We start from the raw sequence: 22764 nt of genomic DNA on the forward strand, positions 1-22764 counted from the left end.
ACCCCGGTCACCCGGGGTGGGCGGGCAAACCCCTCTCACCCCTGGTTTGAACGGTCACCCGGTGTGGGTGCCGGCCGGGTGTGGGTCACGCAACCCGGCGCTTACGGGGCGCCGCTGCGCCCACCCGTGCCGCCCCTGGCGGCACGATTGCCCGCAGTAACGCGGCTTCGCCGGCCCCCGGCGCCACACGCGCGCCCCCCACGCCCCCGCAGTCGCGTACGCACGGAAGGGTCCGTGCCGGTACGTCTCTGCCCGTCGCGTAGCCGACTCCCAGTCAAGTCCCGCCGATGTGACCCCCGGGCAGTACGCCCACGCGGCGACGGGCAAGACGTACCGGCACGGACCCGACCCACAACACACCCCCCTGCGACAGGCGCCCACGCCAGCAGACGGCACGGACCCGCCCCCCCCGCACCGCACCGCGAACGGCGCCCCCCGTCAGAAATTCGCGACGAACGGTAACGACTCGCATGCGTAATGTGATGTGCTGGGTCCGGTCATGCGCACAGCAAGGGATTGCGAGCCGACGGGGGCACGAGGGAGGGAGCCGGCATGGGATCCGAGCACGTACGCCGCTGGGAGTCGGGAGCACTCGCGCACGCCGTGACGGACCCCTTCGGCCAGGGCCCCGTCCCCTGGCTCCGCGGCAGCGAGACCTACTTCGACGACACCGGCCACGTGGTCCCCTGGTACGTGGACCTCGCCCCAGCCCGCTCCCCCCACGAGCCCACCCCCAGAATCCCCACCCCCCGCCAGGCCGGAGGCCCCCGCTCCGCGGACGACGTCCGCCGCCAGATCAAGGGCTTCTCCTCCACCGGAGCGGCCGCGCCGGGCGAGGCCATCGACTTCCACATCACCGTCGACCCGCCCCAGGAATTCAGCGTCGACATCTACCGCATCGGCCACTACGGCGGCGACGGCGCATCGAAGATCACCACGAGCCCCCGCCTGTCCGGCATCGTCCAGCCCCCGCCCCTCACCGCGGACCGCACGGTCTCCTGCCACCACTGGTGGCTGTCATGGCGGCTGCAGATCCCCTCCTACTGGAGCCTCGGCGCGTACGTCGCCGTCCTCACCACGATCGACGGCTACCGCTCGCACATCCCCTTCACCATCCGCGACGACCACCCCGCCGATCTGCTGCTCCTGCTCCCCGACATCACCTGGCAGGCGTACAACCTCTATCCGGAGGACGGCCGCACGGGCGCGAGCCTCTACCACGCGTGGGACGACGAGGGCCGGCTCCTCGGCGAGGCGGACGCCGCGACGACGGTGTCCTTCGACCGTCCGTACGCGGGCGCGGGCCTGCCCCTCCACGTGGGCCACGCCTACGACTTCATCCGCTGGGCGGAGCGCTACGGCTACGACCTCGCCTACGCCGACGCCCGCGACCTGCACGCCGGCCGAGTCGACCCGACCCGCTACCGGGGCCTGGTCTTCCCGGGTCACGACGAGTACTGGTCGACCCAGATGCGCCGCACCACGGAGCGTGCCCGCGACCACGGCACCTCCCTCGTCTTCCTCTCCGCCAACACCCTGTACTGGCAGGTGGAGTTGGGCCCGTCCCCGTCAGGCGTCGGCGACCGCCTCCTCACCTGCCTCAAGCGCCGCTGCCCGGGCAAACCGGCCCTGTGGCGTGAGATCGACCGCCCGGAGCAGCAGCTCATCGGCATCCAGTACGCGGGACGGGTCCCGGAGCCGAGCCCCTTGGTGGTCCGCAACGCCGATCACTGGCTGTGGGACGCGACCGGCGCGCACGAGGGCGACGAACTCGAAGGCATGGTCGCGGGCGAGGCCGACCGCTACTTCCCGCGCGCCCCGCTCCCCGAGCACCAGGGCCGCATCCTCCTCGCGCACTCCCCGTACCGGGACAGCGAGGGCACCACCCGACACCAGGAGACCTCCCTCTACCGTGCCCCGTCCGGCGCCCTGGTCTTCGCCTCCGGAACGTTTGCCTGGTCCCCGTCCCTGGACCGTCCGGGGCACGTGGACACCCGTATCCAGCGCGCGACCGCGAACCTTCTGGACCGCATCTGCAAACGCGACTGAACCCCCTGTCCGCGGCGCGCTCCCGGATACGGGAGAATCGAGCCATTCAGACAGAACCACGGGGAGGAACCGTGTCCGGATTCGTCGAAAAGCCCGAGCCCCTCCAGGTCCCGGGTCTGGTGCATCTGCACACCGGCAAGGTGCGCGACCTGTACCAGAACGAGGCGGGCGACCTCATCATGGTTGCCAGCGATCGCCTGTCGGCCTACGACTGGGTGCTCCCCACGGAGATCCCCGACAAGGGCCGCGTACTCACCCAGCTTTCCCTCTGGTGGTTCGACCAGCTCGCTGACCTGGCGCCGAATCACGTCCTGAGCACCGAACTCCCGCCGGGCGCCCCGGCCGACTGGCTCGGCCGTACGCTCGTGTGCAAGTCGCTGCGGATGGTCCCGGTGGAGTGTGTGGCGCGCGGCTACCTCACCGGCTCGGGCCTGGTCGAGTACAACGAGTCCCGCACCGTCTGCGGACTCGCGCTCCCCGAGGGCCTGACCGACGGCTCGGAGCTGCCGGCGCCGATCTTCACCCCGGCCACCAAGGCCGCGGTCGGCGAGCACGACGAGAACGTGCCGTACGAGGAGGTCGCCCGCCAGGTGGGCGCCGACACCGCGGCCCAACTGCGTCAGACGACGCTCGCCGTCTACGGCCGCGCCCGCGACATCGCGCGCGAGCGGGGCATCATCCTCGCGGACACGAAGTTCGAGTTCGGCTTCGAGAGGGAGACGCTCGTCCTCGCCGACGAGGTGCTGACCCCGGACTCGTCGCGCTTCTGGCCCGCCGAGTCGTGGCAGCCGGGCCGCGCCCAGCCGTCGTACGACAAGCAGTTCGTGCGCGACTGGCTGACCTCCGCCGAGTCCGGCTGGGACCGCAGGAGCGAGCAGCCGCCGCCCGCCCTGCCCCAGCAGGTCGTGGACGCGACGCGCGCGAAGTACATCGACGCGTACGAGCGCCTGACGGGCGCGAACTGGTCGTGACGGCACCACGCCGGCCCCGTTTCAGCGGGGCCGGCGGATGGCGAACGTACGACAAAGGCCCCGGTCAACCGACCGGGGCCTTCGTTCTGCGGAGCGGACGACCAGGTTCGAACTGGCGACCTCAACCTTGGCAAGGTTGCGCTCTACCAACTGAGCTACGTCCGCACTGCGCCGTGGCGCGAGGCCAACTATACCCAACCTCGCTCCCGTGCGAGACGCACTGCCGTGTGCCGGTTCTCCGCTCCGAGCTTGGAGGCGGCGGACGACAGATAGTTCCGTACGGTCCCCTGGGACAGCGCGGCCCGCTCGGCGATCTCCGAGACGGGCGCCCCGTCGGCGGCGAATTCGAGCACCTCGGCCTCGCGCGCGGTCAGCGGCGAGTCCCCGGCGGCGATCGCGTCGGCGGCCAACTCGGGGTCCACATAACGGTTTCCCGCGTGCACGGTACGGATGATCTCCGCGAGCCGCTGCGCGCTGACCGTCTTCGGGACGAACCCTCGCACACCTGCCGCAAGCGCCCGCTTCAGATGGCCGGGGCGCCCGTGACTAGTCACGATCAGTACCCGGCACGCAGGCAGTTCGGTCCGCAGCGATGTGGCCACCCTCACACCGTCCGCCCCCGGCATCTGCAGATCGAGGACGGCGACGTCGGGAGCGTGCGCCCGCGCCATCGCCAGCGCCTCCGGACCGGTGGCCGCCTCGGCCACCACGACCAGGTCGTCCTCCAGCGCCAGCAGCGCGGCAAGCGCGCCCCGGATCAGATGCTCGTCGTCGGCGAGGAGAAGGCGTACGGGCCGCACGGGCTCCCCGGCCGGTACCGGCTGTACGGGGGTCGTCACGACGCCACCTCGCCCGCCGGAAGAAGGACGGACCCCGGTTCCCCCACGCTCTCGGGCAACGGCACCTCCGCCGTGAGCCGGAACAGCCCCTTCCCGGCCGGCCCCGCCCGCAGCTCCCCGTCGATCGCCGACAACCTCTCCCGCAGCCCCGCGAGCCCGGAGCCCCGGCCCTCCCCGGGCCCCCGCACCCCGTCGTTCTCCACCGTGAGCACGACCCGCCCCTCCGCGACCCGCAGGGTTACGGTGCAGCGCTCGGCGTCCCCGTGCCGCAGCACGTTCGTGGCCGCCTCCCGCACCACCCAGCCGAGCGCCGACTGCACCCCGGCGGGGAGCCCGGCGGACTCCCCGGTCACTTCGCAGGTGATCCCGGCGGCCCTCAACACGCCCTGTGCACCGGTGAGTTCGGTGTCCAGGTCGGCTTCCCGGTATCCCCGTACGACCTCGCGGACCTCCCGCTGCGACTCCCGGGCGATCCGCTGCACCTCGATCATCTGGTCCACTGCCTCGGGCCTCTCCCGCCGCGCCAGTTGCACGGCCAGCTCGCTCTTCAGCGCGATCACCGCGAGGTTGCGGCCCATCACGTCGTGCAGGTCACGCCCGAAACGGAGCCGTTCCTCGGCGACGGCGAGGCGGGCGCGGGTCTCGCGGGCCTCGTCGAGCGCGTAGACGGCGTTGAGCAGCCAGACGGAGAAGAGCGAGGTGAAGGCGAGGAAGCCGGCGCCGACCAGCACGACGACGGCTGTGGCCAGGGCGGTGGAGCCGGGCATGCCCAGCGGGAACGCCGTGATTCCGCCGCCCGCCGCGAAGCCGGTCACCACCGCGAACACGCGCCGTCGGTTGCGGATGCCGAGCGCGAGGGTGCCGGCACCGAAGCTCAGTACGCCGCCGAAGAGCGAGCCCGCGACGGTGTCGACGCCGTCGGTGTCGGGGCCCCGTTCCGCGAGCCCGATCGCGGCGATCGCGAGCAGCGCGGTGACCGCCCCGAGCATGATCAGGAGCCGTACGGGCTGTTCGCGGCGGCCGCGGGTCCAGTCGATCGCCCGCGACGCGGTCACGGCGCAGCACAGCGCGTGCACGCCCACCACCAGCAGCAGCCAGCCCGAGAGAGGTGTTCCGACCTGGGAGAAGGCCGGCAGTCCGAACGCGGCGACCTCGATCACGGCGAAGAAGTGGAACGACCAGCGTGTGTACGTCTCGACCTGCTGCGCGGTGCTCTTGCGCCGCCACCAGTTGCCCGGTCTGCTCATGCCCCGCCCCTGTGTACGTGCCCGCTCACCGCCGCGGCTCCCAGCGGAACCACCGTCGTACAGCAAACACGGCGACGACCGTCCAGGCCACTGCCGTGCTGACGGCGCCCAACGCCTCGTACGGGGAGAGGCCGCCGCTCCAGCCACCGCCGCTCCAGCCGGCCCGGAGCAGCCGGATCGCCGGGGAGAGCGGCAGGAGTTCGCAGAAGGAGGCGACCCGGTCGGGCAGCACCTCGGGAGGCAGCGCGATGCCCGAGCCGAACATGGACACGAACAGCACCGGCAGCGCGGTGACCTGCGCACTCTCCACGGTCCTGCTGAAGCTCGCGGTGAGCGCCGCCAGCGCGGCGCACAGCACGAGGCCCAACAGCAGCCCCAGGACGGCCAGATGGGGCGCGCGAGGCGCCGGGGCGTCGAGCAGCGCGGTGCAGCCGACGGCGAGCAGCAGGGACTGCAGGAGGCCTAGGGTGGCGGCGGGCAGCGCGGCGCCGGTGAGGATCTCGTGGTCGCCGAGTTCGCCGGTGCGCAGCCGTTTGAGGACGAGTTCCTCGCGGCGGGCGACGTAGACGCTGACCAGCGACGAGTACACCGTGAAGAGCAGGGAGAAGCCGATCGCGGCGGTGAGCATCACCGTGCCGACGGTGAGGCCCTCGGCCTTGAGGTCCAGCCCCTCGACCGCGGGCCGCATGCTGAACGGCACCGCGAGCGGTACGAACAGCGCCGTGACCATCGCGCCCTTGTTGCGGCTCAGCAGTGTCAGCTCGGCTCGCGCGAGGGCGCCCAGCCGGCCGGCCGGAGTGGTCACTGTCATCGTGCTCGCTGTCACCGCGCTCATGCCACGACCTCCTTCTCGGTCATGGTGTCCGCGGCCCCCTGCCGTCCCGCCGCCTCCCGCGCGATCCGCAGGAAGGCCTCCTCCAGCGAGGCGGCGCGCACATCGAGTCCGCGCAGTTCGACACCGGCCCGCTCGGCCCACACCAGAAGCGCGGTGGCGGTGCGTTGGAGTTCGTTGGTGCGCAGCCGGACCGTGCGGCCGGACGTGTCGTGGCCGCTCACGCCGAGGTCGGCGAGGGGCGGCAGGTCTCCGACGAACCAGCCGTCGGGCAGTGCGAAGGAGATTCGTGAGGGCTGGGAGGCGGTCACCTCGGTGAGCGTGCCGGAGACGGCGATGCGCCCCTCGTGGAGGATCGCCAGCCGGTCGGCCAGTTCCTCCGCCTCCTCCAGGTAGTGCGTGGTCAGCAGCACGGTCGTACCGTCGTCGCGCAGCTGCCGTACCAACTCCCAGGTCTCCCGGCGCCCTTCGGCGTCGAGCCCGGTCGTCGGCTCGTCGAGGAAGAGGACCTCGGGGCGGCCGAGGAGCGCGAGCGCCAGGTCCAGGCGTCGCCGTTCGCCGCCGGACAGCTGCTTGACCCGTACGCGGGCCCGTCGCTCCAGGCCGACCAGCGCCAGCGCCTCGTCCAGCGGCCGGGCCCCGCTGGTGCAGCCCGCCCACATCCGTACGGTCTCCGCGACCGTCAGCTCGGAGGGGAAGCCGCCCTCCTGCAGCATCACGCCGATCCGGGGCCGTACGGCCGCCCGTTGCGTGTACGGATCGTGTCCGAGGACGCGTACGCGCCCGGCGGCCGGGGGCGCGAGCCCTTCCAGCAGCTCGACCGTCGATGTCTTGCCGGCGCCGTTCGTGCCGAGGAGCGCGAAGACCTCACCACGGGCCACCGAGAACGTGACTCCGCGCACAGCCTCGAATTCCCCGCCGCGCCCCGCGCCTCCGCGGCCGTCTCCCCCGTACACGCGCCGCAGGTCAGTGACCTCAATCACGTCGTCGTGCTCGTTGCTGTTCATGAAATCAGCGTCCCCGCGGACGGGACCCGACAGCAGTGCGCGGTGTCATCACTCCCCATGACAAATGTCAGAGAGCACGGCCGTCGCGGAGATCGCGAGCACGAAAAAGACCCCGGTCGATGACCGGGGTCTTTCTTCTGGAGCGGACGACCAGGTTCGAACTGGCGACCTCAACCTTGGCAAGGTTGCGCTCTACCAACTGAGCTACGTCCGCATTGCCTCCGACCAGCTCTCACTGATCGGCGCGAGCACCACCTTACCTGATCCAGAAGGATGCCCGGTAAGGGATGCAGAGCGGGTGACAGGAATTGCACACTGCGCCTTCCCCCTGGAAGGGGGATGTTCTGCTACTGAACTACACCCGCGTGACTCCGTGAGGTTCGGCTTTTCGGCCTGGCCCCTCGGCGTGTTCCAGACTCTAGCTGACCAGCGGGGGGTGAGCGCAAGTCGACTGTCCTCAGGGGCGGATGGCCGGGCCCCGCGAAGGGCCCGGCGCGGCTCCGCCGGGAGCCGGCCGGCGTCGGCCGGTCCGTCGACGGCTTCGTTGACGGGTTCGTCGGCAGGCGCTTCGGCCGACGCGTCAGTGCGCCTCGGCGAACGCCTCGTAGACCTTCTTGGGGATGCGGCCCCGCGGCGGCACGTCCAGCTTGTTGGAGCGGGCCCAGGCGCGGACGGCCGCCGGGTCGGGGGTCAACGCGGTGTGCGTGTACGCCTTCCCGGACTTCGACTGCTTGCGGCCTGCCTCGACGTACTGGGCGAGGGCCGTCCGCAGTTTCTTGGCGTTGGCTTGATTCAGGTCGATCTCGTACGACTTGCCGTCCAGACCGAAGGCGATCGTCTCCGCCGCTTCTGAGCCGTCGATGTCGTCGGAGAGAGTGACCACGACACGCTGCGCCACGAATATCGGTCCCTTCGTGCGGCACCTCCGCGATCACACCCCATGACGTGCTGAGACGTCATGAAGATGTCGGAGAGATGTCGACTGTCCGGCTGTTATTGAGGAAAGTATCGGCTATTGCCAATTCATTTGTACAGTGCCTGGCATTGCAATGTGAAGACCGACTAAATCCCTCCGCGTGTCCCGGCGCAATGGACTTCCACCGGTCTTCCGGGATTTTTCCCCGAATTTTCCGTGAAGGTACCCCCGCTGACTCGTGTTGGTGATGACGGTCACGTAGGAAGCTACGAATCTACGCGAGTAGAAATTTTGTGCAGGTAGTCTGAAGGAACCTGCTCAGCACCACACACCGGGAGTGCCAGTGGCACGCGTCGTAGTCGACGTCATGCTCAAGCCGGAGATCCTCGACCCCCAGGGCCAGGCGGTGCAGCGTGCACTGCCGCGCCTCGGTTTCGAGGGCATCTCCGACGTACGTCAGGGAAAGCGATTCGAACTGGAAGTTGACGGGCCGGTGGACGATGCCGCTCTCGCCCGCATCCACGATCTTGCGGAATCCTTCCTCGCCAACACCGTGATCGAGAACTTCACCGTCAAGGTGGAGGAAGTCGCGGAGGCCGCGAAGTGACCGCTCGTATTGGCGTCGTCACTTTCCCCGGCAGCCTCGACGACCGGGACACGCAGCGTGCGATCAGGATCGCCGGCGCGGAGCCCGTCGCTCTCTGGCACAAGGACAAGGACCTCAAGCAGGTCGACGCCGTGGTGCTGCCCGGCGGTTTCTCCTACGGCGACTATCTGCGGGCCGGCGCGATCTCGCGCTTCTCGCCGGTGATGGAGACCGTCATCGAGCAGGCGAAGTCGGGAATGCCGGTTCTCGGCATCTGCAACGGCTTCCAGGTCCTCACGGAGGCGCATCTCCTGCCCGGCGGGATGCTCGGCAACGACCACCTTCACTTCATCTGCCGTGACCAGAAGCTGCGGGTGGAGAACGCGGAGACCGCCTGGAGCGCCGACTACACGGCCGGCCAGGAGATCCACATCCCGCTGAAGAACATGGACGGGCGGTACGTCGCCGACGCGCGCACCCTCGACATGCTGGAGGCGGAGGGCCGGGTCGCGTTCCGTTACGTGGACTTCAACCCGAACGGCTCGCTCAACGACATCGCCGGCATCACCAACGAGGCCGGGAACGTCGTGGGCCTCATGCCGCACCCGGAGCACGCGGTCGAGCCCCTCATCGGGTCCGGTCGCACCGACGGCCTCCCCTTCTTCACCTCGATCCTCAAGAAGCTGGTCAACGCATGAGCCGCACGCCTCTGGACACGGTCGAGAACGCGGCCGCTACCCCTGACGTCGAGCTGCCCTGGGCCGAACTCGGCCTGAAGAAGGACGAGTACGAGCGGGTCGTGGAGATCCTCGGCCGCCGGCCCACCGGCGCCGAGCTCGCCATGTACTCGGTCATGTGGTCCGAGCACTGCTCCTACAAGTCGTCCAAGGTGCACCTGCGCCAGTTCGGCGAGAAGGCCCCGCAGAGCGATGCGTTGCTCGTCGGCATCGGTGAGAACGCCGGTGTCGTCGACGTCGGCCAGGGCTACGCGGTCACCTTCAAGGTCGAGTCGCACAACCACCCGTCGTACGTCGAGCCCTACCAGGGCGCGGCCACCGGCGTCGGCGGCATCGTGCGCGACATCATCGCGATGGGCGCGCGCCCGGTCGCGGTCGTCGACCCGCTGCGCTTCGGCGCGGCCGACCACCCCGACACCAAGCGCGTCCTGCCGGGCGTGGTCGCGGGCATCGGCGGCTACGGCAACTGCCTGGGCCTGCCGAACATCGGCGGCGAGGTCGTCTTCGACGCCTGCTACCAGGGCAACCCGCTGGTCAACGCCGGCGCCATCGGCGTGATGCGGCACGAGGACATCCACCTCGCCAAGGCGTCCGGCTCGGGCAACAAGGTCATCCTGTACGGGGCCCGCACGGGCGGCGACGGCATCGGCGGCGCCTCCATCCTGGCCTCCGAGACCTTCGACGACGCCAAGCCGTCGAAGCGTCCCGCCGTGCAGGTCGGCGACCCCTTCCAGGAGAAGCTGCTCATCGAGTGCACCCTGGAGGCGTTCGCCGAGAAGCTGGTCGTCGGCATCCAGGACCTCGGTGCGGCCGGACTGTCCTGCGCCACCAGCGAGTTGGCGTCCAACGGCTCCGGCGGCATGCGCGTCACCCTGGACGACGTACCGCTGCGCGACTCCACGCTCTCGCCCGAGGAAATCCTCATGAGCGAGTCGCAGGAGCGCATGTGCGCGGTCGTCGAGCCCTCGAAGGTCGACCGCTTCCTGGAGATCTGCGACAAGTGGGACGTCATCGCCACGGTCATTGGCGAAGTGACTGACGGCGACCGTCTTGAGATCTACTGGCACGGCGGCAAGATCGTCGACGTCGACCCGCGCACCGTCGCGCACGACGGCCCGGTCTACGAGCGCCCGTACGCCCGCCCCGAGTGGCAGGACGCACTTCAGGCGGACGACGCGAACAAGCTGCCCCGGCCTGCGACGTCGGACGAACTGAAGGACCAGGTCCTCCGGTTGGTCTCGTCCCCGAACCAGGCGTCCAAGAAGTGGATCACCTCGCAGTACGACCACTTCGTGCAGGGCAACACGGTGCTGGCGCAGCCCGAGGACTCGGGCATGATCCGCATCGACGAGGAGACCGGCCTCGGCGTCGCCATCGCGACCGACGGCAACGGCCGGTACGCGAAGCTCGACCCGTACACCGGCGCGCAGTTGGCGCTCGCGGAGGCGTACCGCAACGTGGCGACGACCGGTGCCAAGCCGCTCGCCGTCTCCGACTGTCTGAACTTCGGCTCGCCCGAGGACCCGGCGGTGATGTGGCAGTTCGCGGAGGCCATCCGTGGACTGGCCGACGGCTGCCTGCAGTTGGGCACCCCGGTGACCGGTGGCAACGTCTCGCTGTACAACCAGACGGGCGAGGCCGCCATCCACCCGACCCCGGTCGTGGCCGTGCTGGGCGTCATCGACGACGTCGCCCGCCGCACGCCCGTCGCCTTCCAGGAAGAGGGCCAGCTCCTCTACCTGCTCGGTGACACCCGCGAGGAGTTCGGCGGTTCGGCCTGGTCGCAGGTCGTCCACGACCACCTCGGCGGTCTGCCCCCGAAGGTCGACCTGGAGCGTGAGCGGCTGCTCGGCGAGATCCTGATCTCCGCCTCCCGCGACGGGATGATCGACTCCGCGCACGACCTGTCCGACGGCGGTCTGATCCAGGCCGTGGTCGAGTCGGCACTGCTCGGCGGCAAGGGCGCGCGGCTGATCGTCCCGGACGGTCTCGACGCGTTCACCTTCCTCTTCTCGGAGTCGGCGGGCCGTGCGGTCGTCGCCGTCCCGCGCTCGGAGGAGCTCCGCTTCAACGACATGTGCGGGGCCCGCGGTCTGCCCGTGACCCGTATCGGCGTCGTCGACGGAGACACCGTGGACGTCCAGGGCGAGTTCGCGCTCCCCCTGGAGGAGCTGCGCACGGCGCACGAGGGCACCATCCCGGCGCTGCTCGCGTAAGCGGTCAGGCAGTCGAGCAGTCGTACGACGGTCAAGGCCTCGCCCGTTTCGACGGGCGAGGCCTTTGCCATGTGAGCGTCAGGCCGGGACCGGTTCGGCCTCCCGTATCGGTGCCGGGCCCTGCGACCCGTGCTCCTTCGGCAGCCGCAGGGCCAGCAGTCCGGCCAGGGTCATCAGGCCGGCGCCGCCCCAGAACGCCACCTGCGTCGCGTCGATGAAGGCGTGCACGCCGTCCGTGTGGGCCGCGCCGGTCAGCCGGGCGAGGGCGCTGACGTCACCGCCGGGTCCGTAGGCGGCGTACATGCGGGCCAGGATCGTGCCGAAGACGGAGGCGCCGAGGGCGGTGCCCAGGGTCTGGAAGAAGCGGATCGAGGTCGTGGCGACGCCGAGCTGGTGGCGTGGGGCGGCGTCCTGGACGAGCAGGATCAGCTGGCCGAGCAGCTGCCCGAACCCGGCGCCGGCCAGCAGGAGTTCGGTGCGGATCAGCCACAGCGAGGTGTCGGGCCCCGTGGTGGTGGCGAGCAGCACGAAGGTGAGGGTGGTGGTGAGCGTGCCGCTGACGGTGAAGGTGCGAGCCGTCCAGCCGCGGGCGGCGAGCGGGCCGGAGAGCAGTCCGGTCGCCGACATGCCGACCGCCATCGGAAGCAGGTAGAGGCCTGCGGAGGAGCTGCCTATGCCGCGTGCGACCTGCAGATAGATCAGTACGTAGTAGATGGCGCACATCATCGAGCCGCCCATGATCGCCTGGATGGCGAAGCCCAGGCGCAGCTCGCGGACCCTGAACAGGGAGAGCGGGAGCACGGGTTCGGGAGCCCGGGTCTGCCGCCACATGAAGAGGGCGAGGGCCGCGGCGGCCGCCAGGATCAGCCCGATGACGACGGGTGACGACCAGGCGTACTGATTGCCGCCCCAGTCGGTGACCAGGAGCAGCGCGCTGGAGAACGCTGCCGCGAGCGCGGCGCCCGCATAGTCGATCGGGCGGCGCACATGCTGCTCCGGCAGTTTCAGGGCGAAGGCGGAGGCGGTCAGCACCGCGAAGCCGACCGGCAGGTTGACGTAGAAGATCCAGCGCCAGCTCGCGTGGTCGGCCAGCAGGCCGCCGATCCAGGGGCCTATGGCCATGGCGCCGCCCGCGACGAGCCCGCCGACATTCGTGCCCTTGCCGGCGCCCTTCTCGCCCGGGCCCTTGAGGTGGGCGATCACCACCATCGTGACGCTCATCAGACCGCCGCCGCCCAGGCCCTGTATCGCGCGGGCCGCGATGAGCTGGGTCATCGACTGGGCGGCGCCGCAGAGCGCGGAGCCCAGCAGGAAGGTGGCGATCGCGCCCGTGAACACGCGCTTGGGGCCGAGGACGTCGCAGAGCTTGCCGTACAGCGGCAGCATCGCGGCCGAGGCGAGTGCGTACGCGCTGACCAGCCACGGGATCTTGTCGATGCCGTGGGCGGGATCGAGGTCGCGGACGATCGGAACGGTGGCGGCGGACACGATCTGCAGGTCCAGGACGGCCAGAACGATCGTCAGGAGGCAGACGAGGAAGCCGACTTTGCGCTGGGTCTCGGTCATGGGCACCACGATGACCCAACAACATGTACTGAGTCAATCTTTTATCCGAGATGAGTTTTCATCCGGGGCGAGTTTTCTGCTGAGCTTAAATTTCGCCTTGGTACAGTGTGGCCATGGCTGAGGTGATGGGGCTGCGCGAGCGCAAGAAGCTGCAGACCGGGAAGCGGATCTACCGGACCGCCGTCGAGCTGTTCGTCGAGCGTGGCTTCGACAACGTCTCGATGCAGGAGATCGCCGACGCGTCCGAGGTCTCCAAGATGACCGTCTTCAACTACTTCGGTTCCAAAGAGGACTTGGTCTTCCTCCCTGTGGCGGAGCACTTCTCCGACGCGGCCCGCGCGGTCCGCGATCGCGAGCCGGGCGAGTCCGCGGTGGATGCCGTACGCCGCCAGTTCCTGGAGATGGTCGAGGCGCGCGACCCGGCGGTGGGACTGCACAGCGAGCCCTTCTCCCGCCAGGTGCGCCAACTCGTCATGGAGACACCGGTCCTGATGGAACGTGCCTTCATCGCCGCCCAGAAGGGCACCCGGGACCTGTCCGCCCTCCTCGCCGAGGAGACCGGCGACCCGACGCTCGCCACGATCGCCGCCGCCATGCTCAGCGCCGCACGCAACGCCCTGATCGAGGAACACCACAACCGCGTCACCGCCGGCGAGAGCCCTGACTCGGTCGCCGCCGACGCCGCCGAACGCACCGAAAAGGCCTTCGGGCTGGTCGAAAAGGGCCTGAGCGGATACGCGGTGAAGCCCTAGGCTCTCCGCCATGCCCCCAGCCAAGAAGCGCGCGCGCACGTACGACCCCGCCAAGATCCGCACGGCGGTTCTCGCACAGTTCGCGCACGTACGAGCAGGCGTGAGCGCGCTCGACGAAGAGCAGCTGGCGCTGCCCACGGACCTGGGGGACTGGACCGTACGGGAGCTGGCCGCGCACCTCACCATGGCCGTCGCGACCGTCAGCCGCAACCTCGACCGCGAGGAACCGGCGAAGGCCGAACTCGGCCTGCTGGATTGGGCGTCCGGGACCGCCGCGCGGGCCGGCGCCATCGACGACGGCACGCGCGCGCTCGCCGAGGCCAACCCCGACCTCGACGCGCTCTACGCCCAGGTCGAGGAGCGGATCACCGAGGATCTGGCGGCCGCCCCGGCGGACCGGCTGCTCGCCACGAGCGCGGGCGCCCTGTCCCTCGGCGACTACCTCGTCACCCGCACCGTCGAACTCGTCGTGCACACCGACGACCTGAACCGCGCCGTCCCCGGCCTCGGCATCCCCTGCGACCGCCAGGCGCTCGCCGCCTGCACCCGGCTGCTGGCCGACACCCTCGCCGCGCGGGCGCCCGGCGCCTCGACCGAGGTGCGGATCCCGCCGTACGCCGTCGTGCAGTGCGTCGAGGGGCCCCGGCACACCCGCGGCACCCCGCCGAACGTCGTCGAGACCGATCCGCTGACCTGGATCCGGCTCGCGACCGGACGCCTCGCCTGGAAGACCGCCCTCGACGAGGCGAAGGTCAGCGCGAGCGGGGAGCGGGCGGACCTGGGCGGGCTGCTGCCCCTGATGGGCTGAGCCCCCCTGGCGTGGAGGGCGGATGGAACCAATCACCCCGCCCGTCCCGTCACATCGGCATGGACAGGCAGCGACTGACACTCTCCGCCCTGACGCTCACCACCCTCACCGTGTTCCCGCTCGCCGTGGCCTGCGGCAACGAGACGGGAAGCACCTCGGTCGGTGCGGGCACGCGGTCGTCCGTCACCGGCGTCCACTGGACCGTCGACAGCGTCACCGTGAAGGGGACCAGCAGGAAGGCCGCCACCGGAGCGAACGTCGAGATCGGCGACGACGGCAAGGTCCAGGGCAACTACGGCTGCAACCACTTCTACGCGACCGCCGACTTCAAGGGCGACCGCCTCGACCTCGGCGAGACACAGGCAACGGAGATGGCCTGCGAAGAGGGCGCCATGAAGTTCGAGGACACCCTCGCGCGTACGCTCGCCGACGGTGCGCTGACGGCCGAGGTCGGCAAGAACGCGCTGACGCTCACCACGGACGACGGCGACCGCGTCCACCTCACCAAGGAGCAGGACGCCCCGCTCCACGGCACGAAGTGGACCATCACGGCACTCGGTGACGCGGACGTCGCCGAGTCCCTTCCCGAAGGCGCCAAGGCGTATCTGACCGTGGACGCGAAGGGCAGGCTCACCGGCCGCCTGGGCTGCAACGACGTCACCGCGAAAGCCACCGTCCGCGACGGACATATCACCCTGGGCGCCCCGGCCACCACCCGAATGATGTGCGACCGCTCACTCATGAACACCGAGAAGACCCTGCTGGGCCTCTTCAGGAGCACGGTCGCGTACGAACTGGATCACCGCACCCTCGCGCTGACCAGCACAAACGGCACAAGGGTCACCGCCGTCGCCGAACGGTGATCCACCGGAGCCCGGAATCCCCAATTCGGACCAGTGGTCGATCTCGCCTACACTCGGAGCCGTGCCACGTGGTGACGGTCGACTCAGTCATGATCTGCTCCCCGGCGAGAAAGGCCCCCAGGACGCTTGCGGCGTCTTCGGTGTCTGGGCTCCCGGCGAAGAGGTCGCCAAGCTCACTTACTTCGGGCTCTACGCCCTCCAGCATCGGGGCCAGGAATCCGCGGGTATCGCGGTGAGCAACGGCTCCCAGATCCTCGTCTTCAAGGACATGGGCCTTGTGTCCCAGGTCTTCGACGAGACCTCGCTCGGTTCGCTCCAGGGTCACATCGCGGTCGGTCACGCCCGCTACTCGACCACCGGCGCCTCCGTGTGGGAGAACGCCCAGCCGACGTTCCGTGCCACCGCGCACGGCTCCATCGCGCTCGGCCACAACGGCAACCTGGTCAACACGGCGCAGCTCGCCGAGATGGTCGCCGACCTCCCGAAGGACAACAACGGCCGGTCCACCCGCGTGGCCGCCACCAACGACACCGACCTGCTCACCGCGCTTCTCGCGGCCCAGGTCGACGACGACGGCAAGCCGCTCACCATAGAGGAGGCTTCCGCCAGGGTCCTCCCGCAGGTCCAGGGCGCCTTCAGCCTCGTCTTCATGGACGAGCACACCCTGTACGCGGCCCGCGACCCGCAGGGCATCCGCCCGCTGGTCCTCGGCCGCCTGGAGCGCGGCTGGGTCGTCGCCTCCGAGTCCGCCGCCCTCGACATCTGCGGCGCCGCGTACGTCCGCGAGATCGAGCCGGGCGAGTTCGTCGCCATCGACGAGAACGGCCTGCGCACCTCCCGATTCGCGGACGCGAAGCCCAAGGGCTGTGTCTTCGAGTACGTGTATCTGGCCCGTCCCGACACGGACATCGCCGGCCGGAACGTGTACCTCTCGCGTGTCGAGATGGGTCGCAAGCTCGCCAAGGAAGCCCCCGTCGAAGCCGATCTGGTCATAGCGACCCCGGAATCCGGGACGCCCGCCGCGATCGGCTACGCGGAGGCCAGCGGAATCCCCTTCGGCGCCGGACTCGTCAAGAACGCCTACGTCGGCCGGACCTTCATCCAGCCCTCGCAGACGATCCGCCAGCTCGGCATCCGACTGAAGCTGAACCCGCTCAAGGAAGTCATCAAGGGCAAGCGCCTGGTCGTCGTCGACGACTCGATCGTGCGGGGCAACACCCAGCGCGCGCTGGTCCGCATGCTCCGCGAGGCGGGCGCCGCCGAGGTCCACATCCGGATCTCGTCGCCCCCCGTGAAGTGGCCCTGCTTCTTCGGCATCGACTTCGCCACCCGCGCCGAACTGATCGCCAACGGCATGACCGTGGAGGAGATCGGCACCTCGCTGGGCGCCGACTCCCTCTCGTACATCTCCCTCGACGGCATGATCGAGGCGACCACCATCGCCAAGCCGAACCTCTGCCGCGCCTGCTTCGACGGCGAGTACCCGATGGACCTCCCGGACCCCGAGCTGCTGGGCAAGCAGCTTCTGGAGACCGAGCTGGCCGCCGGTCCGGCAGCCACGGCCGCGGCCGACGCGATCCGTCGCCCGTAAGACCCCGCAGCAACACAGCTGTACGACACGAAAGCTCTCAACAGCCATGACTGAGACCAAAGGTGCCAGCTACGCAGCTGCCGGCGTCGACATCGAAGCGGGCGACCGCGCCGTGGAACTCATGAAGGAGTGGGTGAAGAAGACGCAGCGCCCCGAGGTCCTCGGCGGCCTCGGCGGCTTCGCCGGCCTCTTCGACGCCTCCGCCCTCAAGCGCTTCGAGCGCCCGCTGCTCGCCTCCGCCACGGACGGCGTGGGCACGAAGGTCGACCTCGCCCGGCAGCTCGGCGTCTACGACACCATCGGCCACGACCTGGTCGCCATGGTCATGGACGACATCGTGGTGTGCGGCGCCGAGCCGCTCTTCATGACCGACTACATCTGTGTCGGCAAGGTCCATCCCGAGCGTGTCGCCGCCATCGTGAAGGGCATCGCCGAGGGCTGTGTGCTCGCCGGCTGCGCCCTCGTGGGCGGCGAGACGGCCGAGCACCCGGGGCTGCTGGGCCCAGACGACTTCGACGTCGCGGGCGCCGGCACGGGCGTGGTCGAGGCCGACCAGCTGCTCGGCCCGGATCGTATCCGTACGGGTGACGCGGTCATCGCCATGGCGGCCTCCGGCCTTCACTCGAACGGGTACTCGCTCGTCCGCCATGTCCTGCTGAACCAGGCGGGCATGGCCCTGGACGCGCGGATCGAGGAGTTCGGCCGCACGCTCGGCGAGGAGCTCCTGGAGCCCACCAAGATCTACTCACTGGACTGCCTGGCGCTCACCCGCACGACCGAGGTGCACGCCTTCAGCCACGTCACCGGCGGCGGCCTGGCGGCCAACCTGGCCCGCGTCATCCCGGACGGCCTGCACGCGATCGTCGACCGCGAGACGTGGACCCCGGCCCCCGTCTTCGACCTCGTCGGCCGGACCGGTCAGGTCGAGCGCCTGGAGCTGGAGAAGACGCTGAACATGGGCGTCGGCATGATCGCGATCGTCCCCGAGGAGTCGGCGGACGCGGCCCTGGCCACGCTCGAGGACCGTGGCGTGGAAGCCTGGATCGCCGGTGAGATCACCGAGCGCGGCGAGCACACCACGGGCGCGGCGCTCATCGGCGACTACGCCAAGTAAGCCAAGTACGGCAGCACAAAACCCGGTCCGGCGCCTAAGCCCCGGACCGGGTGAAGTGCAGTTGCTACGAGAACAACGAGAACTGCGAGGGCCGCGCGGTCAAGCGCCGCGGCGTTGCGACGAAGGACCGGACTCGTCGTCCTCGTCCTCATCGTCGTTATAGAGATCCGCGTACTGGGCGTACGGGTCATCTTCCTCGTCGTCGTCTTCGAACGGCTCGCCATTCGGCGGCTGGCTCGAAGTCGAAGCGCCCAGCTCATTGGCCAGACGCGACAGATCAGTCCCGCCGCTGCTGTACTTCAGCTGGCGGGCGACCTTCGTCTGCTTGGCCTTTGCCCGGCCGCGCCCCATGGCTCGACCCCCTCGGATACGGGGCTCGACGGCCCCAGAGTCTTGACACGCGTTCATGATCTGGAACGGGCTCTCCGTGGAGAGACCGGTCCGTAGGGCTTCCACGGTACCTGAGCCCACGCCCATACGGTACGTCGCCCGCAGGACGGGCCTGGTCCCAGAACCCGCGAGGTGCCCCGTCCTCGCTGGTCAACCGCGATTTTAACCTCTTCTTGGCGCCCGACCCGCCGACGGACGTGAGAGTTCTCTCCAAGTCGTCCGCCGACGGGCCTCCGGTACCCGCCCGAAGATCAGCGGCGACGGGCCTCCGCCATCCGCTGCTCGGCGATCCGGTCCGCCGCCGCAGCCGGCGGAATCCCGTCTTCCTTCGCACGTGCGAAGATTCCCAGTGTGGTGTCGAAGATCTTCGACGCCTTCGCCTTGCACCGCTCGAAGTCGAAGCCGTGCAGCTCGTCGGCGACCTGGATGACACCGCCCGCGTTCACCACGTAGTCCGGCGCGTAGAGGATTCCGCGGTCGGCGAGGTCCTTCTCCACGCCCGGGTGCGCGAGCTGGTTGTTGGCCGCGCCGCACACCACCTTGGCGGTCAGCACCGGCACGGAGTCGTCGTTCAGGGCGCCGCCCAGCGCGCAGGGGGCGTAGATGTCGAGGCCCTCCACCCGGATCAGCGCCTCGGTGTCCGCGACGGCCGTGACGCCCTCCGGGTGCCGGTCCAGGACCCGGCGCACCGACTCCTCCCGGACGTCCGTGATCACGACCTCGGCGCCCTCGTCCCGCAGGTGCTGCACGAGGTGGTGGCCGACCTTGCCGACGCCCGCGACGCCGACCCTGCGGCCGCGCAGCGACGGGTCGCCCCACAGGAACTGGGCGGAGGCCCGCATGCCCTGGAAGACACCGAAGGCGGTCAGCACGGACGAGTCGCCCGCGCCGCCGTTCTCGGGGGAGCGACCGGTCGTCCAGCGGCACTCGCGGGCCACCACGTCCATGTCGGCGACGTACGTGCCGACGTCGCACGCCGTCACGTAACGCCCGCCCAGCGAGGCCACGAACCGCCCGTAGGCGAGGAGCAGCTCCTCGCTCTTCAGCGTGTCCGGGTCGCCGATGATGACGGCCTTGCCGCCGCCGTGGTCGAGACCGGCCATGGCGTTCTTGTACGACATCCCGCGCGCGAGGTTCAGCGCGTCCGCGACGGCCTCCTCCTCGCTCGCGTACGGGTAGAAGCGGGTGCCGCCGAGGGCGGGGCCCAGCGCGGTGGAGTGGAGGGCGATGACGGCCTTGAGGCCGCTGGCCCGGTCCTGACAGAGCACGACTTGCTCATGACCGCCCTGCTCCGAGTGGAACAGGGTGTGCAGTACATCAGCAGAGGCGCCGGTTACGTCGGTCACGGTGGTGACTCCCAGGTAAGTTGCGGCGGTTGGAAGCAGCTCCCGTACGGGTGGCGGGGCTGTTGGGCATGAGATTAGAGCCTGCGCCTCCTCGCCAGCCGCGCAGTGTTCAGGATCACCCACGCACGAGGTACGGCCGTGGTTCGCTTCGCATAGATTTCCCGCGCGCTTGTGGGCGGGTTTCGAAGGTTTCCCTGGTAGCTCGCGGGGGAGGGAAGGGGCGTGCCCAAGGTGTCCTCGGTGATCGTCCCGTACGCGACCTACCTGCGCGTGTACGAACCACTGGCCGCCTTCCCGGACCCGGAGCGCGACCACTGGGCGCGGTACGCCCGGCGCCCGGCGCGCCCCTCGTACCAGGACGAGCTGCGCCGTTCCCTCGCCGACCTGCTGCCCACCCCGCCGATCCCGGTGCCGGTGCACGAGAGCGGCGACGCCTTCGTGCTGGACGTCGACGGGGTGCTCTGCGTCTGCCCCTGGCGCACCCGCCTGCGCGGCTGGCAAGCACTCGACGAGCTGGCCGAGGGCATGCCGGCGCCGGTCCTGGACGCCGTCCTGCCGCCGCTCGTACGCCGCCAGGCCGCCCAGGACTACGAACGCTGGCTGGCCCGCAACCCCGACGCCCGGCCGTGGATCCGCACGGCGACCTGGCAGGTGCCGCTGAACTGGTTCGTGCTGGTCTCCGACGAGGAGCGCCGCTACGACAAGGCCTCCGGTGACGCCCCGCCCATGCTGCGCTACCGCACGCCGATGGTGCAGGCGCGGCGGCGGGTGGCGCGGGCGCTGCGGACGCTCAGGGAGACGATCGACGAGGGGCCGCTGATCGACGGTCTGGTGGACGTGGGCCGCTGGCTGGAGGAGTTCCACCCACGCTCGCTGGTGGAGCTGGACTACGGCGGCCTGGTGCATGTGCTGCCGGCGGGGGACCTCGAAGGGGACCACTCGGCGGCCGACGTCGCCGAGGGCATCGAGGCGCTGCGCAACGGGGACGGGGCGACCGCGGGCGAGGCGTACGGCCGGCTCGTGGAACGCTGGCGTTCGGTCCGCGACCGGCGCTCGGCGAACTGACGTACGGTCATCACACGGCGGGGAACCGCCACTACGGGACGTAGGTCCCGATCCGGGCTTTTGCCCCAAGCGTGACGGACCGCACTTACGCGGGCCTTGCCTCTTACGCCCCTCCTCGTGTCAAAATAGGACAAGGAGCTCGGGGGAAGCTCCCTCTGCCCACGTATGGGTGGAATCTCAGCATTGCACGCTATGGGGGGTCTGGTGACTCCTGATCGTCCTGTGACTGATCGTCACAGTGGCGTGACTGTCCGCTATGGCATGGTCCATCGGCTTCCGTCGCTGATGAACACCTGGGAGGGCAATTCCATCGGTTTGGCCTACGCGGCTGGACGGATGGTGTAGTTGTAGTGCCGAGGACAAGCCGTTCGTCCTATAACCGACTCGACCCGCGTCCGCCATTTCGGGCAACGCGGGTCAAGGTGCAGAATTTAGAGGAAAGAACCGAGAAGGTTCGGTTCTCCCGAGGAGGCCGCTCATGACCGCTCGCACCCCTGATGCCGAGCCGCTGCTGACCCCGGCTGAGGTCGCCACGATGTTCCGCGTTGACCCCAAGACGGTCACGCGGTGGGCGAAGGCCGGCAAGCTCACTTCTATCCGCACGCTCGGCGGGCACCGCCGCTACCGCGAGGCGGAGGTCCGCGCACTACTGGCGGGTATCCCCCAGCAGCGCAGCGAGGCCTGAACAACCGCATAACCGGGCAATTCGGTAGGTCCCCCAACCCGCCGAGGCGTCCGAACCAAAGCTCCAAGCGACGCGGGTCCTGCCCCAACAGGTCCCACGCCCGACCCAACTGAACAAGCGACAAGGGTGCGTCGTAGATCGCGCTGGACTCCGCCGGGTCCAGCGCGATCTTTTTTGTGCCCCGGTGGCGCCTGTTGGCCCGGATCTGTGCGCTGTGCGACCGTCCTGTGAGCGGCCTTGTCGGACTCTGGGGAGGGGTGTCGGATCTCCTGTGTGACACCTCGGAGACCGGTGCAATTGCACATATTAAATTGACCAGTTGTAGGCGAGGCGTAAGTTCCGCAGTTTCAAAAACTTATGCGGTGACACCCGTCACACGCCGGGGTCCTTGTTGCCCTTGGCGCATCTGCGCTAGAGGAGTCCAGGCTCCCACGCCGGGCCGGCCTGCCCGTCGCCGGTGGTCACGCCGTGGAGGGGCTCCCCTCCTCGGTGCCCGCCCGCACGCCGCCGTCGTCGTCCTCCTCGTCGTACGGGGAGGGCTGCATGGCCAGTCGCAGGAGCTGATGGCAGATCGGGCAGTGCCGCGTCAGATGGCGGTACCCGGTAGCGGCCGACAGGTGGGCGCGGAGCAGGGCCCGCGTCTCGTGCCTAGCGGTCGCCGCCATATGCCACCTCCATGAACCCCACGGGGCCGCCCGACGGGGCGAGGGTCCTGGTTTCTGGGGTACCGGCGGAATGTGACGGCGTCAAGACACACCGTAGGCCCGGAACTTCACCTCCGGGCCTGGGTGTACGGCGACGGGGCCCGGTGGGGGTGCTGGTGTGGCGGGTGGGGCGCGGAGAGGGCGTACGTGGGGGCTGGTCCGGTGGATGGGACGCGGAGAAGGCCCGCACGGGGGCTGGTCCGGCGAGTGGCGCACGCAGAAGGCCCGCACCAAATGGCGCGGGCCTTCTGCTTCATGCGGTCCTGACGGGATTTGCTGTGTCGGATTGCGGCTGCGCCGCGGGCGCGGCCTCCGCCTCGGCAGGGCAGCGGGCCAGGCCGGGGTGGATGGCACGCGAAGAAGGCCCGCACCGGATGGGTGCGGGCCTTCATCTCTATGCGGTCCTGACGGGATTTGAACCCGCGGCCTCCACCTTGACAGGGTGGCGAGCACTCCAAACTGCTCCACAGGACCAGGTTT

At 69.8% G+C, this 22764-nt stretch carries 21 protein-coding genes and 4 tRNA genes; 12 read left to right on the forward strand and 13 right to left on the reverse strand.

The genetic code is table 11. The features are described 5' to 3' along the window. Nucleotides 1-552: 552 nt before the first annotated feature. Both ACN6LB_RS02550 and ACN6LB_RS02555 read left to right on the forward strand, forming a co-directional pair. Nucleotides 553-2049, forward strand: a complete 1497-nt coding sequence (locus tag ACN6LB_RS02550; RefSeq protein WP_445024350.1) for a N,N-dimethylformamidase beta subunit family domain-containing protein — start codon at nt 553-555, stop codon at nt 2047-2049. A gap of 71 nt (nt 2050-2120) precedes the next feature. Continuing rightward, nucleotides 2121-3020, forward strand: a complete 900-nt coding sequence (locus tag ACN6LB_RS02555; protein ID WP_445024351.1) for a phosphoribosylaminoimidazolesuccinocarboxamide synthase — start codon at nt 2121-2123, stop codon at nt 3018-3020. Between the two features lie 92 nt (nt 3021-3112). On the opposite strand, the gene ACN6LB_RS02560 is transcribed toward ACN6LB_RS02555, so the two are convergent. The 8 genes from ACN6LB_RS02560 to ACN6LB_RS02595 all read right to left on the reverse strand — a co-directional run bounded on the left by ACN6LB_RS02560 (nt 3113) and on the right by ACN6LB_RS02595 (nt 7843). Then, nucleotides 3113-3185: transfer RNA gene (locus tag ACN6LB_RS02560), tRNA-Gly, on the reverse strand. 23 nt (nt 3186-3208) lie between these two features. Further along, a complete protein-coding gene (locus tag ACN6LB_RS02565) occupies nt 3209-3820 on the reverse strand; it encodes a response regulator (RefSeq protein WP_445024370.1) in 612 nt (203 codons plus the stop codon). A gap of 35 nt (nt 3821-3855) precedes the next feature. Further along, nucleotides 3856-5106 carry a sensor histidine kinase gene (locus tag ACN6LB_RS02570; RefSeq protein ID WP_445024352.1) on the reverse strand — a complete coding sequence of 417 codons (1251 nt, stop codon included), beginning with the start codon at nt 5104-5106 and terminating at the stop codon, nt 3856-3858. Between the two features lie 25 nt (nt 5107-5131). Then, nucleotides 5132-5941 (reverse strand): ABC transporter permease, encoded by an 810-nt coding sequence (locus tag ACN6LB_RS02575; RefSeq protein ID WP_445024353.1) that lies wholly within the window; start codon nt 5939-5941, stop codon nt 5132-5134. Then, entirely contained in the window at nt 5938-6945 is a 1008-nt protein-coding gene (locus ACN6LB_RS02580; protein ID WP_445024354.1) for an ABC transporter ATP-binding protein, read from the reverse strand. Before ACN6LB_RS02580 ends, ACN6LB_RS02575 begins: the two co-directional genes overlap by 4 nt. Before the next feature lie 138 nt (nt 6946-7083). Then, nucleotides 7084-7159 (reverse strand) — tRNA-Gly (locus ACN6LB_RS02585). Between the two features lie 79 nt (nt 7160-7238). After that, nucleotides 7239-7310, reverse strand: a tRNA-Gly gene (locus tag ACN6LB_RS02590). A gap of 215 nt (nt 7311-7525) precedes the next feature. After that, on the reverse strand, nt 7526-7843 hold the full coding sequence (locus ACN6LB_RS02595) for a histone-like nucleoid-structuring protein Lsr2 (RefSeq protein ID WP_356143711.1): 318 nt from the start codon (nt 7841-7843) through the stop codon (nt 7526-7528). Between the two features lie 361 nt (nt 7844-8204). Here ACN6LB_RS02595 and purS point away from each other — a divergent pair, with 361 nt between their 5' ends. From purS to purL, 3 genes are read left to right on the forward strand one after another with little or no spacing between them, the layout of a single operon-like run. Further along, nucleotides 8205-8468 carry a phosphoribosylformylglycinamidine synthase subunit PurS gene (gene purS / locus ACN6LB_RS02600; protein WP_356143713.1) on the forward strand — a complete coding sequence of 88 codons (264 nt, stop codon included), beginning with the start codon at nt 8205-8207 and terminating at the stop codon, nt 8466-8468. Further along, the gene (purQ, locus tag ACN6LB_RS02605; RefSeq protein WP_356143715.1) at nt 8465-9145 is read left to right on the forward strand and encodes a phosphoribosylformylglycinamidine synthase subunit PurQ; all 681 of its coding nucleotides are present in this window, start codon (nt 8465-8467) and stop codon (nt 9143-9145) included. Before purS ends, purQ begins: the two co-directional genes overlap by 4 nt. Next, complete coding sequence (gene purL, locus ACN6LB_RS02610; RefSeq protein WP_356143717.1) at nt 9142-11400, forward strand: phosphoribosylformylglycinamidine synthase subunit PurL; 2259 nt, start codon at nt 9142-9144, stop codon at nt 11398-11400. The genes purQ and purL overlap by 4 nt, the downstream gene beginning before the upstream one ends. Before the next feature lie 78 nt (nt 11401-11478). On the opposite strand, the gene ACN6LB_RS02615 is transcribed toward purL, so the two are convergent. Further along, the gene (locus ACN6LB_RS02615) at nt 11479-12966 is read right to left on the reverse strand and encodes an MFS transporter (protein ID WP_445024355.1); all 1488 of its coding nucleotides are present in this window, start codon (nt 12964-12966) and stop codon (nt 11479-11481) included. A 113-nt stretch (nt 12967-13079) separates the two neighbouring features. On the opposite strand from ACN6LB_RS02615, the gene ACN6LB_RS02620 reads away from it, so the two are divergent. From ACN6LB_RS02620 to purM, 5 genes are all read left to right on the forward strand, one after another. Further along, nucleotides 13080-13718 (forward strand): TetR/AcrR family transcriptional regulator, encoded by a 639-nt coding sequence (locus ACN6LB_RS02620; protein ID WP_445024356.1) that lies wholly within the window; start codon nt 13080-13082, stop codon nt 13716-13718. Nucleotides 13719-13728: 10 nt separating this feature from the next. Next, a complete protein-coding gene (locus tag ACN6LB_RS02625) occupies nt 13729-14526 on the forward strand; it encodes a sterol carrier family protein (protein ID WP_445024357.1) in 798 nt (265 codons plus the stop codon). A 59-nt stretch (nt 14527-14585) separates the two neighbouring features. Then, nucleotides 14586-15389 carry an META domain-containing protein gene (locus ACN6LB_RS02630; RefSeq protein ID WP_445024358.1) on the forward strand — a complete coding sequence of 268 codons (804 nt, stop codon included), beginning with the start codon at nt 14586-14588 and terminating at the stop codon, nt 15387-15389. 61 nt (nt 15390-15450) lie between these two features. Then, on the forward strand, nt 15451-16980 hold the full coding sequence (purF, locus tag ACN6LB_RS02635; protein ID WP_445024359.1) for an amidophosphoribosyltransferase: 1530 nt from the start codon (nt 15451-15453) through the stop codon (nt 16978-16980). A gap of 46 nt (nt 16981-17026) precedes the next feature. Further along, nucleotides 17027-18094 carry a phosphoribosylformylglycinamidine cyclo-ligase gene (purM, locus tag ACN6LB_RS02640; RefSeq protein ID WP_356143726.1) on the forward strand — a complete coding sequence of 356 codons (1068 nt, stop codon included), beginning with the start codon at nt 17027-17029 and terminating at the stop codon, nt 18092-18094. A 99-nt stretch (nt 18095-18193) separates the two neighbouring features. On the opposite strand, the gene ACN6LB_RS02645 is transcribed toward purM, so the two are convergent. Then, nucleotides 18194-18445, reverse strand: a complete 252-nt coding sequence (locus ACN6LB_RS02645; RefSeq protein WP_007383081.1) for a DUF3073 domain-containing protein — start codon at nt 18443-18445, stop codon at nt 18194-18196. 290 nt (nt 18446-18735) lie between these two features. Continuing rightward, entirely contained in the window at nt 18736-19830 is a 1095-nt protein-coding gene (locus tag ACN6LB_RS02650; RefSeq protein WP_445024360.1) for a Leu/Phe/Val dehydrogenase, read from the reverse strand. Between the two features lie 222 nt (nt 19831-20052). Between ACN6LB_RS02650 and ACN6LB_RS02655 the strand changes: the two genes are divergently transcribed. Both ACN6LB_RS02655 and bldC read left to right on the forward strand, forming a co-directional pair. Next, nucleotides 20053-20895 carry a hypothetical protein gene (locus ACN6LB_RS02655; RefSeq protein ID WP_445024361.1) on the forward strand — a complete coding sequence of 281 codons (843 nt, stop codon included), beginning with the start codon at nt 20053-20055 and terminating at the stop codon, nt 20893-20895. Nucleotides 20896-21373: 478 nt separating this feature from the next. Next, a complete protein-coding gene (gene bldC, locus ACN6LB_RS02660; protein ID WP_003949541.1) occupies nt 21374-21580 on the forward strand; it encodes a developmental transcriptional regulator BldC in 207 nt (68 codons plus the stop codon). 461 nt (nt 21581-22041) lie between these two features. Here bldC and ACN6LB_RS02665 read toward each other — a convergent pair whose 3' ends face one another. Beyond that, on the reverse strand, nt 22042-22245 hold the full coding sequence (locus ACN6LB_RS02665; RefSeq protein ID WP_445024362.1) for a DUF6274 family protein: 204 nt from the start codon (nt 22243-22245) through the stop codon (nt 22042-22044). A gap of 438 nt (nt 22246-22683) precedes the next feature. Beyond that, a tRNA-Asp gene (locus tag ACN6LB_RS02670) sits at nt 22684-22758 on the reverse strand. Between the last annotated feature and the right edge of the window lie 6 nt (nt 22759-22764).

It is taken from the genome of Streptomyces sp. SAS_270, assembly GCF_052543295.1.